Here is a 14250-nt window from a genome sequence, read left to right on the forward strand (position 1 = left end):
TGGTCGCTCCTAAGCCTTAAACCTTGCCGCCACGGGCAGCCTTGACGTCCCTGGGCTGGATCACTTCGCCGGTATGATTGCTCCAGCTATTACGCTCGTAGGTAATCACCGCGGCGATGTCGGTATCCGTTAGTTGCTTGCCCCACGCTGCCATCGCCGGGTTCTTCTGGCTGCCGTTGAGCACGATATGGATGTGCGCCGCCTTGTCGGTGGTGACGATCTTGGAGCCGTCGAGCGCCGGGAAGGAGCCTGGGATGCCCTTGCCGGTGGCCTGATGACAGGGGATGCAGTTCTGCTGGTAGACCTTCTCGCCGCGCGCCTTCAGGTCGTCGAGCTTCCAGATCTTGTTCGGGTCGTCTGCCGCGGACGCCGCCACCTTTTTCTTTTCGGCCAACCATTTGTCGTACTCGGCCGGGGTCTTGGCGATCACCACGATCGGCATGTAGCCGTGGTCCTTGCCGCACAGCTCGGAGCACTGGCCACGGTAGGTACCCGGGGCGTCGACCTTGAACCAGCTGTCGCGCACGAAACCGGGAATGGCGTCCTGCTTGACGCCGAACGCCGGCATCCACCAGGAGTGGATCACGTCGTTGGCGGTCAACAGCAGCCTCACCTTCTTGCCGGTCGGCACCACCAGCGGTTCGTCGACCTCCAGCAGATAGTTGACCGGCTTGGCGGCGACGCCCTGGATCGCGGCCTGCGGCGTGGCAAGGTGGCTAACGAAGCCGAAGTTGTCGTCGAGGTAGTCGTAGCGCCACTTCCACTGGTAGCCGGTGACCTTGATCGTCATGTCCTCGCCGCGGGTGCTCTTTTGCGCCAGCACGGTCCGGGTGGCCGGCCAGGCCATGCCGACCAGGATCAGGAATGGGACGATGGTCCAGATGATCTCGACCGCGGTGTTTTCGTGGAACAGCTTGGCGCTGCGCCCGGCCGCCTTGCGGTGGCGGATGATGGCGTAGAACATCACGCCGAACACCACCACCGCGATCGCGCCGGTGATGATTAGCAGCAGGGTGTGCAGGTCGTAGACGTCGCGGGCGATCGAGGTGACCGGTGGCTGCAGATTGAGCTCGGCCGCACCGGCCGTGGTCGCCAGTGCACCCAGCACTACCGTGAAATATCGCAGAAAAGACATGGGCTTCCCCCGCTTTGCGGGCCCAACCGGGCCCAATCCGACCACCGTACTGAGCCGCCGGCACACCGTGAGACGATGTTGCATGCGGCTCTTAATCCGCCCATTAATGACGACGAGCTTTTCTGATACTAGGCTTTAAGCTCGATAAAACAAGCGGCGATGATGTTGCCATGCAGCAGATGACCATCCGGCGCTTTTGCCGGTCGGTTGAGGTCGGTCGTACACTGGCCGTCCGTTCCTCTCGGGAGAAAACGATGAATGCACGTCTTTTGACGATCGTCGGCACCGGCGTCGGACTATTGGCCGGCTGTGCCAGCATGATGTCGGGCACCAACGCCACCTACGCCGGCGCTTACGGCGCCAAGTGGTTCGAACAGGCGGGCTATCCGCTCAATGGACTGTTGCAATGTACGGTGGTCGAGCCGAAGGCCGGCAGCGTCAACTGCAGCGGCGTGACCCAGCGCGGCGAGCAGGCGGTGATGACCGGCGACGTCAACAAGCCGGCCGGCAGTGGCGCGCCGTTCGTCGGTACCGTCGGGGGTCGCGAGGTGTTCCGGGAAATGCTGCAGCACTGAGAAATGGACGAGCACACAAAAACGGCACCCGAGGGTGCCGTTGTTGTTTCTGGGGGAGCTCGCTCAGCGTCAGGCGAACTCGATCTTGCCGTCGGCGATCGACTTGAGCACCGCCAGCGACTCGAGACGCACCCCGGCGTCGCGGATCAGCTTGCCGCCGCCCTGGAAGCCCTTCTCGATGACGATGCCGACGCCGGCCGGCTCGGCGCCCGCCTGCTTGACGATGTCGATCAGGCCGCGGGTGGCGTGGCCGTGCGCGAGGAAGTCGTCGATGATCAGCACCCGTTCGCCCGGCTTCAGGTAGCGGCGCGACACGCGCACCTTGTACACCTGCTGCTTGGTGAACGAGTACACCTCGGTCTCGAACGCGTCGGCATCGAGATTGAGGCTCTGGGTCTTCTTGGCGAACACCACCGGCGGGTAGCCGAAGTGGCGGGCCGCCATCGCCGCCACCGCGATGCCGGACGCTTCGATGGTCAGGATCTTGTCGATCTTCACGCCGGCGAAGCGCTTGGCGAACTCCTCGCCCATCGCGTCGAGCAGTTCGACGTCGAGCTGATGGTTGAGAAAGTTGTCGACCTTCAGGACGAAACCGTCCAGAAGCCGACCTTCGGTCAGGATCTTGTGCTTGAGCTGTTCCATGCTGGGCGCGGCGTGATTCGAGGTTGAATCACGGGATTGTAACGCAACCATTCCACGGCTGCCGGACGACTAATCTTTATGTAAAGCCTCTTTTTCAAAAGGAATTTCCAGCAGCAGCGGGGCGCGGATGTGCGCCTTCAGCGTCGCCAGATTGTCGGCGTAGGCCGGCTGGTCGGGCACCACCCGGTTGGCGATCCAGCCGGCCAGCGGCAGGCCGGACGCCTCGATCGCCTGCACGGTCAACAGCGCGTGGTTGATGCAGCCGAGCCGCATTCCGACCACCAGGATCACCGGCAGGCCGAGCGCCTGCGCCAGCTCTTGCATGAACAGCGTGTCCGACAGCGGCGCGAACCAGCCGCCCGCCCCCTCCACCAGCACCAGGTCGGCCTGTTCGGCCAACGTTTGATAGTGCGCCTTGACCGTGTCGAGCGAGATGGTGACGCCGGCCTGACGCGCGGCGATGTGCGGTGAGATCGCCGGCAGGAAACGATACGGATTCATCGCGTCGCGGTCGGTCTGACCGCTGGCCGCGACCAGCCGCTCGACGTCGTCATTGACCCAGCGCCCGTCGGGCAGGATCTCGCAACCGGAGGCGACCGGCTTCATCGCCACCACCCGCTGTCCGTCGCGCCGCCAGCGCTCGATCAGCCGGACCGCCGAGTAGGTCTTGCCGATTTCGGTGTCGGTACCGGTGATGAAATAACCCTGGGCCATGGTGCGCTTGCTCCTGAATGCGGCGATACGGGTCGGCTAGCTTGGCCGAAAGCCCCCGGCGAGGCAAGCCGGCGCCGATACGCACAAAGGCAGGCCCTTGTGGGGCCTGCCTGGAGCCGGTGCGACGGATCTCGCCGCGGCGGCAATTTTCGGGTGTCGCGGATCGCGCTTACACCGAGGTTTGCGGATTGGGACGCTCGGCGCGGCTGTGCAGCTTGTTGAGCGCCGACAAGTAAGCCTTGGCACTGGCGACGATCACGTCGGTGTCGGCGCCCTGGCCGGACACGATGCGGCCGTCGCGCGACAACCGTACCGTCACCTCGCCCTGCGATTCGGTGCCCTTGGTCACCGCGTTGACCGAGTACAGCTCGAGTTCGGCGGCGCTGTTCACCACGCTCTCGATCGCCTTGAAGGTCGCGTCGACCGGGCCGGAGCCGACCGACTGCGCACGCTTTTCCTCGCCCTGCTCGACGAACACGATCTCGGCGTGCGGCTGTTCGCCGGTCTCGGTGTTGATCTTCAGCGACACGAAGTTGAAGTCTTCCTGACCGATCGACACCATTTCGTCGGACACCAGCGCGTGCAGGTCTTCGTCGAAGATCTCGCGTTTCTTGTCGGCCAGTTCCTTGAAGCGGGCGAACGCGGCGTTCAGCGCTTCCTCGCTGTCCAGATGAATGCCCAGCTCACCCAGCTTGGTGCGGAAGGCATTGCGGCCGGACAGCTTGCCGAGGGTCAGGCGGTTGGTGCTCCAGCCGACGCTTTCGGCCGACATGATCTCGTAGGTCTCGCGGTGCTTGAGCACGCCGTCCTGGTGGATGCCCGACTCGTGCGCGAAGGCGTTGGCGCCGACAATCGCCTTGTTCGGCTGCACCGGATAGCCGGTGACGGTGGACACCAGCTTGGACGCCGGCACGATCTGGGTGGTTTCGATACGGGTGTCAACGTTGAAGATGTCACGGCGGGTCTTCACCGCCATCACGATCTCTTCCATCGCGGCGTTGCCGGCGCGCTCGCCGAGGCCATTGATGGTGCATTCGACCTGGCGCGCGCCGCCCAAAACCGCGGCGAGCGAGTTGGCGACCGCCATGCCCAGGTCGTTGTGGCAGTGCGCCGACCAGACCACCTGGTCGCCGCCCGGGGTCTTGGCGATCAACTCGCGGAAGAACGCCTCGGTCCTCTGCGGCACCGCGTAGCCGACCGTGTCCGGCACGTTGAGGGTGGTGGCGCCGGCCTTGATCACCTCACCGAAGATCCGGGCGAGGAAGTCGATGTCGGAACGCAAGGCGTCTTCGGCCGAGAATTCGACGTCGTCGGTGTACTCGCGCGCCAGCTTCACCGCCTTCACCGCCGCGTCGACCACCTCGTCCGGGCTCATGCGCAGCTTGTGCTCCATGTGGATCGGGCTGGTGGCGATGAAGGTGTGGATCCGGCCGCGCGCGGCCGGGCGAATCGCCTCGCCGGCGGCACGGATGTCGCGCTCGTTGGCGCGCGCCAGGCTACAGACGGTCGATTCCTTGATCACTTCGGCAATCGCGCGGATCGCGTCGGCATCGCCCGGGCTCGCCGCGGCGAAGCCCGCCTCGATGATGTCGACGCCGAGCTTCTCCAGTTGGCGCGCGATGCGGATTTTTTCTTCCTTGGTCATCGACGCGCCCGGGCTCTGTTCGCCGTCGCGCAAGGTGGTGTCGAAGATGTACAAGCGTTCGCTCATGATTGATTTCTCTCCCTGTCCCGATCGGGTCGCGCCGACCAAATAATCGTTGAAATTAAACGATCTGCCGGCGCCTGCAGCGAGCAGGGCCAACTTATTCAATTGCGCCAAGGGCAGACTGCCGCGTTCGCGCCACTTGTAGATGGCGGCGCGGGACACCGGATCATCGGGAAAGACGCGATTCAGCTCGTCGGCCAGTTTGCCCGGGCCGCCGAAATCCGCGATCAGCCGTTCGATGTCGAGTTGCATGCCACACCCTTGTCTAGTCAGTGGGATCGAGCATAGAGAAAAATCGGACATCGCGTCAACCACGCCTGGCGTGATTTTCGATATTTCGATGTAAAAACCGTGTCCAATATGCAAAAATTAGACATTTAGTCCGATATTTTGCCAGAAACGCCGCTCTGCAGTCGGCGTCGGACGCAAAAAAGGGCGGCTTGCGCCGCCCTTTCGGGGATGGGGTGAACCGAATGGCTCAGGCCGCCGGCTGCTCGGGCGGCTGCTTGTCCTTGCGCCCCCGGCCGAGCAGCGCCATCACGTAGCCGGACAAGCCGTAGCCGACGAAGAAGCCGAACAGCACCAAGGGCGGCTCGGAGACGATCAACAGGATGCCGACCACCACCACCAACAGCGCCACGAACGGCACCTTGCGACGCACGTGGATCTCCTTGAAGCTCCAGAACCGCACATTCACCACCATCGAGATGCCGGCAAACGCGGTGAAGCACAGCGTGATCCAGTTGAGATAAGGCAGGTCGGTGTACTGATAGGCGTGGCAGATCCACACCAGGCCCGCCACCAGCGCCGCGGCGGCCGGGCTGGGCAGGCCGGTGAACCAGCGCTTGTCGGCGGTGCCGAGCATGGTATTGAAGCGCGCCAGCCGCAGCGCCGCGCAGGCGCAATAGAGGAACGCCACCATCCAGCCGAGCTTGCCCATGTCCTTCAGCATCCACTCGTAGGCGATCAGTGCCGGCGCGACGCCGAAGCTGACCATGTCGGAGAGGCTGTCGAATTCGGCGCCGAAGGCGCTCTGGCTGTGCGTCAGGCGCGCCACCCGGCCGTCCAGACCGTCGAGGATCATCGCCAGGAACACCGCCACCGCCGCCACCTCGAACTTGTTGTTCATCGCCTGCACCACACCGTAGAAGCCTGCAAACAGCGCGGCCAGGGTGAACAGATTGGGGAGCAGGTAAATGCCCTGGCGCCGGAGCGTCGGCTTTTCCGGTCTGAGGGAGTCAGGAGTCTGCATCTTCACTTTCCGCAGAAGACAACGGCGCCACGGCACCGTTGCGGTTGGTATCAATGAACCTGTTCACGATCTTTTTACGGACTGCGCTGGCCCGCCAAACGGCCATCTGGGTCGTTTGCCCGGCCGGCCCTTCGGGGCCGGGCACGACCGGCGCATTGCGTCGTCGTTCGCCCCTTGCAGTGAATGACACTGCGGCGGGACTCTCTTCTCGCACCGCATCCGATCGTGCTCGGCCGCAGCCGCAAAAAGATCGTGAACAGGTTCTTAGCCAACTATTGTAACGCGAGCGGCGCGTCGGGCGTGCAACACCTCGTCCGCCGCTCCAGTGCGCCCAGCGCGGCCGGCAGGCGGATAGGCTATAATTTGCCGTTTTGACCGAACCCTAGGGAACCGCCCTTGTCCGAGCGCCTCTTCGTCCGGCTGCAGCACCTGCTGCCCAAGCTCCTAATCACTCGCCTGTTCGGCTTTGTCGCGCGCCGGCGCGCCGGCGCGCTGACGCAGTGGATGATACGCCGCTTCATCGCCCGCTACGGCGTTGACATGGCGGAGGCGGCGACGCGCGAGCCCAGCGCCTACGCCAGCTTCAATGAATTCTTTACCCGCGCGCTGCAGCCCGGCGTGCGCCCTCTGGCGGCGGCACAGCTGGTCTGCCCGGTGGACGGCGCGATCAGTCAGTTCGGCCGCATCGAGCGCAACCAGATCTTCCAGGCCAAGGGCAAGTCTTACAGCAGCGGCGCATTGCTGGCCTGCGACGCTGCGCTGGCGCACCAATTCGACGACGGCCTGTTCGCCACCATCTACCTCAGCCCGCGCGACTATCACCGCATCCACATGCCGTGCGACGGGCGCCTGCTGCAGATGAGCTATGTGCCGGGCGAACTGTACTCGGTCAACCCGGCCACCGCCCGCGGAGTCGATGGCCTGTTCGCACGCAACGAACGCGTGGTCTGCCACTTTGACTCGCCGCACGGGCCGTTCGCCCTGGTGCTGGTCGGCGCCACCATCGTCGGCAGCATGGAGACGGTGTGGCACGGCGTGATCAACCCGCCGCGCAGCGCCAGCGTGCGTCATTGGGACTATCGCGATCAGAACATTTCGCTGAAACAGGGCGAGGAGATGGGGCGCTTCCTGCTCGGCTCGACCGTGGTACTGCTGTTCCCGCGGGGGCCGCTGCAGTTCAATGCCGACTGGGCGCCGGCACGCGCGGTGCGCATGGGCGAGGCGATGGCCAACTGAGCCGCAGCGCGGCAATGCTCTGAGACATCGCGCCGTAAAAAAAGCCGGGAGAACCTCCCGGCTTTTTGCATTCCCGCGGCGCGGGCTTAGTTCTTCGACTGGTCGACCAGCTTGTTCTTGGCGATCCACGGCATCATCGCGCGCAGTTCGTTACCGACCTTCTCGATCGGGTGCTCGGCATTCAGACGACGGCGTGCGGTCATAGACGGGTAGTTGGTCTTGCCTTCCAGGATGAACATCTTGGCGTACTCACCCGACTGGATGCGGTACAGCGCCTTCTTCATCGCTTCCTTGGTGGCCGAGGTCACCACTTCCGGGCCGGTCACGTACTCGCCGTATTCGGCGTTGTTCGAGATCGAGTAGTTCATGTTGGCGATGCCGCCTTCGTACATCAGGTCGACGATCAGCTTCAGCTCGTGCAGACACTCGAAGTAGGCCATTTCCGGAGCGTAACCGGCTTCGGTCAGGGTTTCGAAACCGGCTTTCACCAGCTCGACCGCGCCACCGCACAGTACCGCCTGTTCGCCGAACAGGTCGGTCTCGGTTTCTTCGCGGAAGTTGGTCTCGATCACGCCGCCCTTGGTGCCGCCGTTGGCTGCCGCGTACGACAGCGCCACGTCGCGCGCCTTGCCCGACTGGTCTTGGTAGACTGCGATCAGCGTCGGCACGCCGCCGCCCTTCAGGTACTCGGAGCGCACGGTGTGGCCCGGGCCTTTCGGGGCGATCATGATCACGTCGAGGTCGGCGCGCGGCACGATCTGGTTGTAGTGCACGTTGAAGCCGTGCGCGAACGCCAGCGCGGCGCCCTGCTTGATGTTCGGCTCGATCTCGGCCTTGTACACGTCCGGCTGCGACTCGTCCGGCAGCAGGATCATCACCACGTCGGCGTTCTTCACCGCCTCGGCGACTTCCTTCACCTGGTGGCCGGCGCCTTCCGCCTTCTTCCACGAGGCGCCTTCCTTGCGCAGACCGACTACGACGTCGACGCCGGACTCTTTCAGGTTCTGCGCGTGAGCATGGCCTTGCGAGCCGTAACCGATGATGGCGACCTTCTTGCCCTTGATGATCGAGAGGTCAGCGTCTTTGTCGTAAAAAACCTTCATGATGTTTCCCTATATATTTCGGGGCGCCACCGCCGGGCGGCGCCCAAGTTTGCAATGCGTTACGGCTGTTCGGCGAGCCCCTGCCCGCCGCCGACGACTCAGATTTTCAGAATCCGCTCGCCGCGACCGATCCCCGATGCACCAGTACGGACCGTTTCCAGGATCACTGTACGGTCGACCGCCTCGATAAAGGCGTTGAGCTTGTCGCTGGTGCCGGTGAGCTCGAGGGTGTAGGTCTTCTCGGTCACGTCGATGATGCGGCCGCGGAAAATATCGGCCATCCGCTTCATCTCTTCACGGTCCTTGCCGGTGGCGCGCACCTTGATCAGCATCAGTTCGCGCTCGATATGCTCGGACTCGTTCAGGTCGATCACCTTGACCACCTCGATCAGCTTGTTGAGCTGCTTGGTGATCTGTTCGATCACATCGTCGGAGCCATGGGTGACGATGGTCATGCGTGACAGTGTCGCATCCTCGGTGGTGGACACGGTCAGCGAATCGATGTTGTAACCTCGGGCCGAAAACAGGCCCACGACGCGGGACAAGGCGCCCGCTTCGTTTTCAAGCAAAATGGAAAGAATGTGTCGCATGTTCAGGCCGTCCTCGATCAGCACAGGTTGCCGTAGTCACGGTCGGACTCGGTCGCTTGCGCTTCGCGCATATGCGGCGGCAGGTCCATTTCGTCCAGACCCTTGCCGTTGCCCACCATCGGGAAGACGTTTTCCGACTGGTCGGTCAGGAAGTCGAGGAACACCAGTCGTTCTTTCAGCTTGGGACCGAACGCTTCGCGCAGCACCGGCTCGACGTCGGACGGTTTTTCCACCTTGAAGCCGACGTGGCCGTACGCTTCGGCCAACTTCACGAAGTCCGGCAGCGCGTCCATGTACGACTCGGAATAGCGGTTGCCGTAGAAGATCTCCTGCCACTGCCGCACCATGCCGAGGTAACGGTTGTTCAGGTTCACCAGCTTGACCGGGATATGGTACTGGTGACAGGTCGACAGCTCCTGGATATTCATCTGGATCGACGCTTCACCGGTGATGCACGCCACCTGCGCGTTCGGGTTGGCCAGCTGCGCGCCCATCGCGTACGGCAGGCCGACGCCCATGGTACCGAGGCCGCCGGAGTTGAGCCACTGCTTGGGGCGGTCGAACTTGTAGTACTGCGCCGCCCACATCTGGTGCTGGCCGACGTCGGAGGTGATGATCGCCTTGCCGCCGGTCACCTCGTACAGCGTTTCGACCACGTACTGCGGCTTGATGATCTCGTCACTCGGCTCGTAGCGCAGCGAGTTCGGCGCACGCCAGGCGTCGATCTGGCGCCACCAGGCGGCCAGCGGCTCGGCGGCCGGCTTGGCGCCGGTCGCCTTCAGCACCTCGAGCATCTCGCGCAGCACCAGCTTCACGTCGCCGACGATCGGGATGTCCACCTTGACGCGCTTGGCGATCGACGACGGGTCGACATCGATATGGATGATCTTCTTCGGCACCGCGGTGAACTTGGCCGGCACGCTGATCACGCGGTCGTCGAAGCGCGCGCCGATCGCGAGCAGCACGTCGCAGTTCTGCATCGCCATATTGGCTTCGTAGGTGCCGTGCATGCCGAGCATGCCGACGAACTGCGGGTCGGTGCCCGGATAGGCGCCGAGGCCCATCAGGGTGTTGGTACACGGCAGGCCCAGGGACCGCACCAGCTCGCGCACTTCGTCCGACGCGTTGCCGAGCACCGCGCCACCGCCGACGTAGACGAACGGCCGCTTCGCCTCGGCGAGCAGACTGACCGCCTTCTTGATCTGGCCGGGATGGCCGCGGGTCACCGGGGTGTAGGAGCGGATGTTGACGCTGTCCGGGTAGTGGAACTCGGACAAGGTCTGCTGCACGTCCTTCGGAATGTCGACCACCACCGGGCCGGGACGGCCGGTCTTGGCGATGTAGAACGCCTTCTTGATCGTCGACGCCAGCTCGGCGATGTCCTTGACCAGGAAGTTGTGTTTCACGCACGGCCGCGACATGCCGATCATGTCGACCTCCTGGAAGGCGTCCAGGCCGATGGCCGGGGTGCCGACCTGGCCGGAGATCACCACCAGCGGGATCGAGTCGAGGTAGGCGGTGGCAATGCCGGTCAAAGCATTGGTCGCGCCAGGACCCGAGGTCACCAGCGCGACGCCGACCTTGTCGCTGGAGCGCGAGTAGGCGTCGGCGGCGTGCACCGCGGCCTGCTCGTGCCGCACCAGCACGTGTTTGAACGCATCTTGCTTGAAGATGGCATCGTATATTTCGAGTACCGCACCGCCAGGGTAGCCGAAGACGAATTCAACGCCCTCTTCCCGGAGACTGCGGACAACGATTTCCGCGCCCGATATCTGCATCTTTGCCTCTTGATTTAATATGTGTTACATCCCAATGTTATGAGATTGAACTTAGCGTATCTGTGAAAGTTCGGTCAAGCGCTTTTGTGCACGCGCAAAACCCCGCCAAACCCCTGAAAATCCAAGTTCTTGCGCAGGCCTATCCGTGTGCCGACGGGTTTGTTACCATGGCCCGTTGGCATTGAAATTGCTAGTCAAATGGCATCCCGCAAGGAAATGGCCGACTTTCTCCAGTCGGTGGAACGTCGTGCCTTCAAACAGGCGCTCTACGCGGTCCAGGACGAGGGTAATGCCCTCGACATAGTCCAGGACTCGATGATGAAACTGGCCGACCGTTACGCACACGCGCCGGCGGCGGAATTGCCATTGCTGTTTCAACGCATCCTGCAGAACACCATCCGCGACTTCTACCGGCGCAGCAAAGTGCGGCGCTTCTTCATCACGCTGTTCTCCTCGCTGATCCCGACCCGCCAGGAAGACGACGGCCTCGACCCGCTCGAAGTATTGAATGTCGCCTCGGACGAGACGCAGACCAACCCTGAAGTATGGCTGGCGCGCAAGGAAACCGCCCAGCTGATCGAGGGCGCGATCTCGCTGTTACCCAACCGTCAACGCGAGGCGTTCCTGCTGCGTTATTGGGAGGGACTGGACGTGGCGGAAACGGCCGCGGTGATGGGCTGCTCGCAAGGCAGCGTGAAGACCCATTGTTCCCGCGCCACCCATACCCTGGCCGCCATCCTGCAGCAGAAGGGAGTCTCGTTATGAATCATGACGTTCACGATGACCATTTGCCTAACCAACTGACCCGCGCGCTGGACGCACCGACCGACGCGCTGACGCTGCGTCAGCAGGAAAGGCTGAAAAGTGCCCGCCAGGCGGCGCTGGCGCGTTACGATGCGCGCGCCGACGAGCCGGCCCGCTTCACCGAAACCGCCGGCATCTGGCTGAGCCACCACGCCCGGCTGGTGCGCCGCGGCAGCGCCGCCCTGGTCGGCCTGCTGGCGCTGGCCAGCTCGCTGTGGTTGGCCGAAGGCCGGCTCACCGTCGACGAGAGCCCGACCGAAGCGTCACTGTTGTCGAACGAACTACCGCTGGAGGCGTTCCTTGAGCCGACGTTCAGCCGTGCGATTGGCAAGTAAGTACCGCCCGCTGCTGGCCGGCCTGATCGCCGCCCCGCTGATCGCCTTCGCCTCGCCGTCGACGCCGCCGGACTGGGCGCAGCTGTCGGCCGAAGAGCAGACCGCGCTGGCACCGCTGGCGCGCGACTGGGACCGGTTCTCGCCGGCCAAGAAGCAGCAGATGCTCAATCTGGTCGACGATTATCAGGGCCTCGACACCGTGCAGCGCCAGCGTCTGCAGGCGCGGCTGAAGGGCTGGTCCGAGCTCACCCCGCAGCAGCAGGACGAGGCGCGTGCCAACTGGCGCCGACTGCAAGAATTGTCGCCCGACGAGCGGGCCGCCGCGTTCAGCCGGCTGCGCACCCTGTCTTCCCCCCACCACTGACTCGTCCGATGAGCGAAACCTACCTCTTTCCCGGCGGGTGGCGCCGCCTCGCCAGTCTGCTCTACGAGCTGCTGCTGGTCGCCGCGGTACTGCTGGCCGCCAGCGCCGTCTATACCCCGCTGATCGCCTGGCTCGGCCACTCGCCGCTGGTCGATCTGGGCCAGCAGCTCTGGCAGGCGCTGCTGCTGTTCGGCTACTTCGGCTACGCCTGGACCCGCTCCGGCCAGACGGTGGCGATGAAGACCTGGAAGCTGAAGCTGATCGGCGCGCACGGTGCGCCGCTTAACTGGCGCCGCGCCGCGCTGCGCTTCGTGGTCGCGCTGGCACTGTTCGTCGGCGCGCCGCTGTTGGCGTACAAGGGCTTCGCTGCCGAGCTCGGCGCCGGCAAGACGGCGATGACCGCCGCGCTCTTGTGGTGGATCGTACCGCTCGGCTTCGCCTACTTCGACCCGGAAAAGCAGTTCCTGCACGACCGCCTGGCCGGCACCCGACTGGTGCGGGTCAAAACCAGCTGAGCCGATCGGCCAAGCCAAGCTCCGACCGGTCACCCCTCCCCATCCGATCGGCATGGCGGGGCTCTTCGCTATAATGGCCTGCATCGCTTGAGCGCGGGCCGGCTCCACGGCGTGCCTCCTCCGGCCGCCGGCGCGGGCCGCCCGTCAGATCCACCGTCTCCGAGTCCCCCATGCTGGAAAAACTGTTTTCGCTGTCGGCGAACGGCACCACCGTGCGCACCGAGTTGCTCGCCGGTCTGACCACCTTCCTGACCATGTCGGCGATCCTGTTCGTCAACCCCGACATCCTGGCGGCCGCCGGCATCGACCACGGTGCCGCCTTCGTCGCCACCTGCCTCGCCGCCGCGATCGGCAGCCTGTTGATGGGCCTCGTGGCCAACTACCCGATCGGCCAGGCACCGGGCATGGGCATCAACGCCTTCTTCGCCTTCGGCCTGGTCAAGGGCATGGGCCTGTCCTGGGAGGTCGCGCTCGGCGCGGTGTTCCTGTCCGGCCTGCTGTTCATCCTGGTCAGCACCTTCAAAGTGCGCGAGTGGTTCGTCAACGCGATCCCGGCGAGCCTGAAGCATTCGATCTCGGCCGGGGTCGGCCTGTTCGTTGCGCTGGTCGCGCTGCACCAGGCCGGCATCGTCACCGCCAACCCGGACACCCTGGTCGCGATCGGCCACATCAAGGCGGCGCCGGCCTTGCTGGCGATGGCCGGCTTCCTGCTGATGGTGGTGCTCGACAAGCGCGGCGTACCGGGCCCCATCCTGATCGGCATCCTGGCGGTGACCGCGGCGTCGATTGCGCTCGGCCTGACGCCGTACCAGGGCCTGGTGTCGGCGCCGCCGTCGCTCGCGCCGACCCTGTTCAAGGCCGACATCGCCGGGGCGCTCGACGGTGCGGTGCTTGGCGTGGTGCTGTCGTTCTTCCTGATGAGCCTGTTCGAGACCTCGGGCACGCTGATCGCCATCGCCAGCCGCGGCGGCTTTCTCGATGCTGACGGCAAGCTGCCGCGGCTGAAGCGCGCGCTGCTGGCCGACTCGACCGCGATCAGCGCCGGGGCGCTGTTGGGCACCTCGAGCACCACCTCGTACATCGAGAGCACCACCGGCATCGCCGCCGGCGGGCGCACCGGGCTGACCGCGGTGGTGATCGCTGCGCTGTTTCTCGCCAGCCTGTTCTTCGCGCCGCTGGCGGCGATGATCCCGGCGCACGCCACCGCGCCGGCGCTGCTGTTCGTCGCGATCCTGATGCTGAAGAGCCTCGCCGACCTCGACTGGGACGACATCAGCGAGGCGGCGCCCGCGGTCACCTGCGTGGTGGTGATGGCGTTCACCTTCTCGATCTCGGACGGCATAGCCTTCGGCGCGATCGGCTACGTGCTGGTGAAGCTACTGACCGGCCAGCGCCGCGCCCTGAGTCTGCCGATCGTCGTGGTCGCGGCGCTGTTCCTGATGCGCTACCTGTTCCTGTAAAGCGGTTCGGCCAACCTGGAAGGTTGACCGAACCATGAA

Annotated in this window: 15 protein-coding genes; 7 read left to right on the top strand and 8 right to left on the bottom strand. The window is 64.5% G+C overall.

Features of this window, described 5'->3' with window-relative positions:
• Positions 1-16: 16 nt before the first annotated feature.
• Positions 17-1135 carry a cytochrome c oxidase subunit II gene (gene coxB / locus ACZ2IA_RS11405; protein ID WP_470292703.1) on the bottom strand — a complete coding sequence of 373 codons (1119 nt, stop codon included), beginning with the start codon at positions 1133-1135 and terminating at the stop codon, positions 17-19.
• Positions 1136-1389: 254 nt separating this feature from the next.
• Between coxB and ACZ2IA_RS11410 the strand changes: the two genes are divergently transcribed.
• Positions 1390-1710, top strand: coding sequence for a hypothetical protein (locus ACZ2IA_RS11410; protein ID WP_470292704.1), 321 nt, complete (start codon positions 1390-1392; stop codon positions 1708-1710).
• A 69-nt stretch (positions 1711-1779) separates the two neighbouring features.
• On the opposite strand, the gene ACZ2IA_RS11415 is transcribed toward ACZ2IA_RS11410, so the two are convergent.
• From ACZ2IA_RS11415 to pssA, 4 genes are all read right to left on the bottom strand, one after another.
• Positions 1780-2352 (bottom strand): xanthine phosphoribosyltransferase, encoded by a 573-nt coding sequence (locus ACZ2IA_RS11415; RefSeq protein ID WP_470292705.1) that lies wholly within the window; start codon positions 2350-2352, stop codon positions 1780-1782.
• Positions 2353-2421: 69 nt separating this feature from the next.
• A complete protein-coding gene (gene bioD / locus ACZ2IA_RS11420; protein ID WP_470292706.1) occupies positions 2422-3066 on the bottom strand; it encodes a dethiobiotin synthase in 645 nt (214 codons plus the stop codon).
• A gap of 169 nt (positions 3067-3235) precedes the next feature.
• Positions 3236-5026 carry a 2-isopropylmalate synthase gene (locus ACZ2IA_RS11425; RefSeq protein WP_470292707.1) on the bottom strand — a complete coding sequence of 597 codons (1791 nt, stop codon included), beginning with the start codon at positions 5024-5026 and terminating at the stop codon, positions 3236-3238.
• 226 nt (positions 5027-5252) lie between these two features.
• The gene (gene pssA, locus ACZ2IA_RS11430; protein ID WP_470292708.1) at positions 5253-6026 is read right to left on the bottom strand and encodes a CDP-diacylglycerol--serine O-phosphatidyltransferase; all 774 of its coding nucleotides are present in this window, start codon (positions 6024-6026) and stop codon (positions 5253-5255) included.
• Positions 6027-6422: 396 nt separating this feature from the next.
• Between pssA and asd the strand changes: the two genes are divergently transcribed.
• Positions 6423-7262 carry an archaetidylserine decarboxylase gene (gene asd / locus ACZ2IA_RS11435; protein ID WP_470292709.1) on the top strand — a complete coding sequence of 280 codons (840 nt, stop codon included), beginning with the start codon at positions 6423-6425 and terminating at the stop codon, positions 7260-7262.
• An 86-nt stretch (positions 7263-7348) separates the two neighbouring features.
• Here asd and ilvC read toward each other — a convergent pair whose 3' ends face one another.
• The 3 genes from ilvC to ilvB form a co-directional block, all read right to left on the bottom strand.
• Entirely contained in the window at positions 7349-8365 is a 1017-nt protein-coding gene (gene ilvC, locus ACZ2IA_RS11440) for a ketol-acid reductoisomerase (RefSeq protein WP_470292710.1), read from the bottom strand.
• Between the two features lie 98 nt (positions 8366-8463).
• Complete coding sequence (ilvN, locus tag ACZ2IA_RS11445) at positions 8464-8955, bottom strand: acetolactate synthase small subunit (protein ID WP_289829260.1); 492 nt, start codon at positions 8953-8955, stop codon at positions 8464-8466.
• Positions 8956-8972: 17 nt separating this feature from the next.
• Positions 8973-10733: a biosynthetic-type acetolactate synthase large subunit gene (gene ilvB, locus ACZ2IA_RS11450; protein ID WP_470292711.1), complete on the bottom strand. Its 1761-nt coding sequence runs from the start codon at positions 10731-10733 to the stop codon at positions 8973-8975.
• 198 nt (positions 10734-10931) lie between these two features.
• Between ilvB and ACZ2IA_RS11455 the strand changes: the two genes are divergently transcribed.
• The 5 genes from ACZ2IA_RS11455 to ACZ2IA_RS11475 all read left to right on the top strand — a co-directional run bounded on the left by ACZ2IA_RS11455 (position 10932) and on the right by ACZ2IA_RS11475 (position 14211).
• Positions 10932-11498, top strand: coding sequence for an RNA polymerase sigma factor (locus ACZ2IA_RS11455; protein ID WP_470292712.1), 567 nt, complete (start codon positions 10932-10934; stop codon positions 11496-11498).
• Positions 11495-11872 carry a DUF3619 family protein gene (locus ACZ2IA_RS11460; RefSeq protein ID WP_470292713.1) on the top strand — a complete coding sequence of 126 codons (378 nt, stop codon included), beginning with the start codon at positions 11495-11497 and terminating at the stop codon, positions 11870-11872. Before ACZ2IA_RS11455 ends, ACZ2IA_RS11460 begins: the two co-directional genes overlap by 4 nt.
• Entirely contained in the window at positions 11838-12236 is a 399-nt protein-coding gene (locus ACZ2IA_RS11465) for a DUF3106 domain-containing protein (protein ID WP_470292714.1), read from the top strand. The genes ACZ2IA_RS11460 and ACZ2IA_RS11465 overlap by 35 nt, the downstream gene beginning before the upstream one ends.
• 8 nt (positions 12237-12244) lie before the next feature.
• Complete coding sequence (locus ACZ2IA_RS11470) at positions 12245-12751, top strand: RDD family protein (RefSeq protein ID WP_470292715.1); 507 nt, start codon at positions 12245-12247, stop codon at positions 12749-12751.
• Positions 12752-12921: 170 nt separating this feature from the next.
• Complete coding sequence (locus ACZ2IA_RS11475; protein ID WP_470292716.1) at positions 12922-14211, top strand: NCS2 family permease; 1290 nt, start codon at positions 12922-12924, stop codon at positions 14209-14211.
• The last annotated feature ends 39 nt before the right edge of the window (positions 14212-14250 follow it).

This window comes from Crenobacter sp. CS_VA4 (assembly GCF_055597485.1).

What these genes read in the sequence shown, in the direction of transcription:
- pssA (WP_470292708.1), bottom strand. Translation starts at nt 6,026, where the DNA reads ATGCAGACTCCTGACTCCCTCAGACCGGAAAAGCCGACGCTCCGGCGC.
- ilvB (WP_470292711.1), bottom strand. Translation starts at nt 10,733, where the DNA reads ATGCAGATATCGGGCGCGGAAATCGTTGTCCGCAGTCTCCGGGAAGAG.
- ACZ2IA_RS11475 (WP_470292716.1), top strand. Translation starts at nt 12,922, where the DNA reads ATGCTGGAAAAACTGTTTTCGCTGTCGGCGAACGGCACCACCGTGCGC.
- ACZ2IA_RS11425 (WP_470292707.1), bottom strand. Translation starts at nt 5,026, where the DNA reads ATGCAACTCGACATCGAACGGCTGATCGCGGATTTCGGCGGCCCGGGC.
- coxB (WP_470292703.1), bottom strand. Translation starts at nt 1,135, where the DNA reads ATGTCTTTTCTGCGATATTTCACGGTAGTGCTGGGTGCACTGGCGACC.
- ACZ2IA_RS11415 (WP_470292705.1), bottom strand. Translation starts at nt 2,352, where the DNA reads ATGGAACAGCTCAAGCACAAGATCCTGACCGAAGGTCGGCTTCTGGAC.
- ilvC (WP_470292710.1), bottom strand. Translation starts at nt 8,365, where the DNA reads ATGAAGGTTTTTTACGACAAAGACGCTGACCTCTCGATCATCAAGGGC.
- ilvN (WP_289829260.1), bottom strand. Translation starts at nt 8,955, where the DNA reads ATGCGACACATTCTTTCCATTTTGCTTGAAAACGAAGCGGGCGCCTTG.
- ACZ2IA_RS11460 (WP_470292713.1), top strand. Translation starts at nt 11,495, where the DNA reads ATGAATCATGACGTTCACGATGACCATTTGCCTAACCAACTGACCCGC.
- ACZ2IA_RS11470 (WP_470292715.1), top strand. Translation starts at nt 12,245, where the DNA reads ATGAGCGAAACCTACCTCTTTCCCGGCGGGTGGCGCCGCCTCGCCAGT.
- bioD (WP_470292706.1), bottom strand. Translation starts at nt 3,066, where the DNA reads ATGGCCCAGGGTTATTTCATCACCGGTACCGACACCGAAATCGGCAAG.
- ACZ2IA_RS11410 (WP_470292704.1), top strand. Translation starts at nt 1,390, where the DNA reads ATGAATGCACGTCTTTTGACGATCGTCGGCACCGGCGTCGGACTATTG.
- ACZ2IA_RS11455 (WP_470292712.1), top strand. Translation starts at nt 10,932, where the DNA reads ATGGCATCCCGCAAGGAAATGGCCGACTTTCTCCAGTCGGTGGAACGT.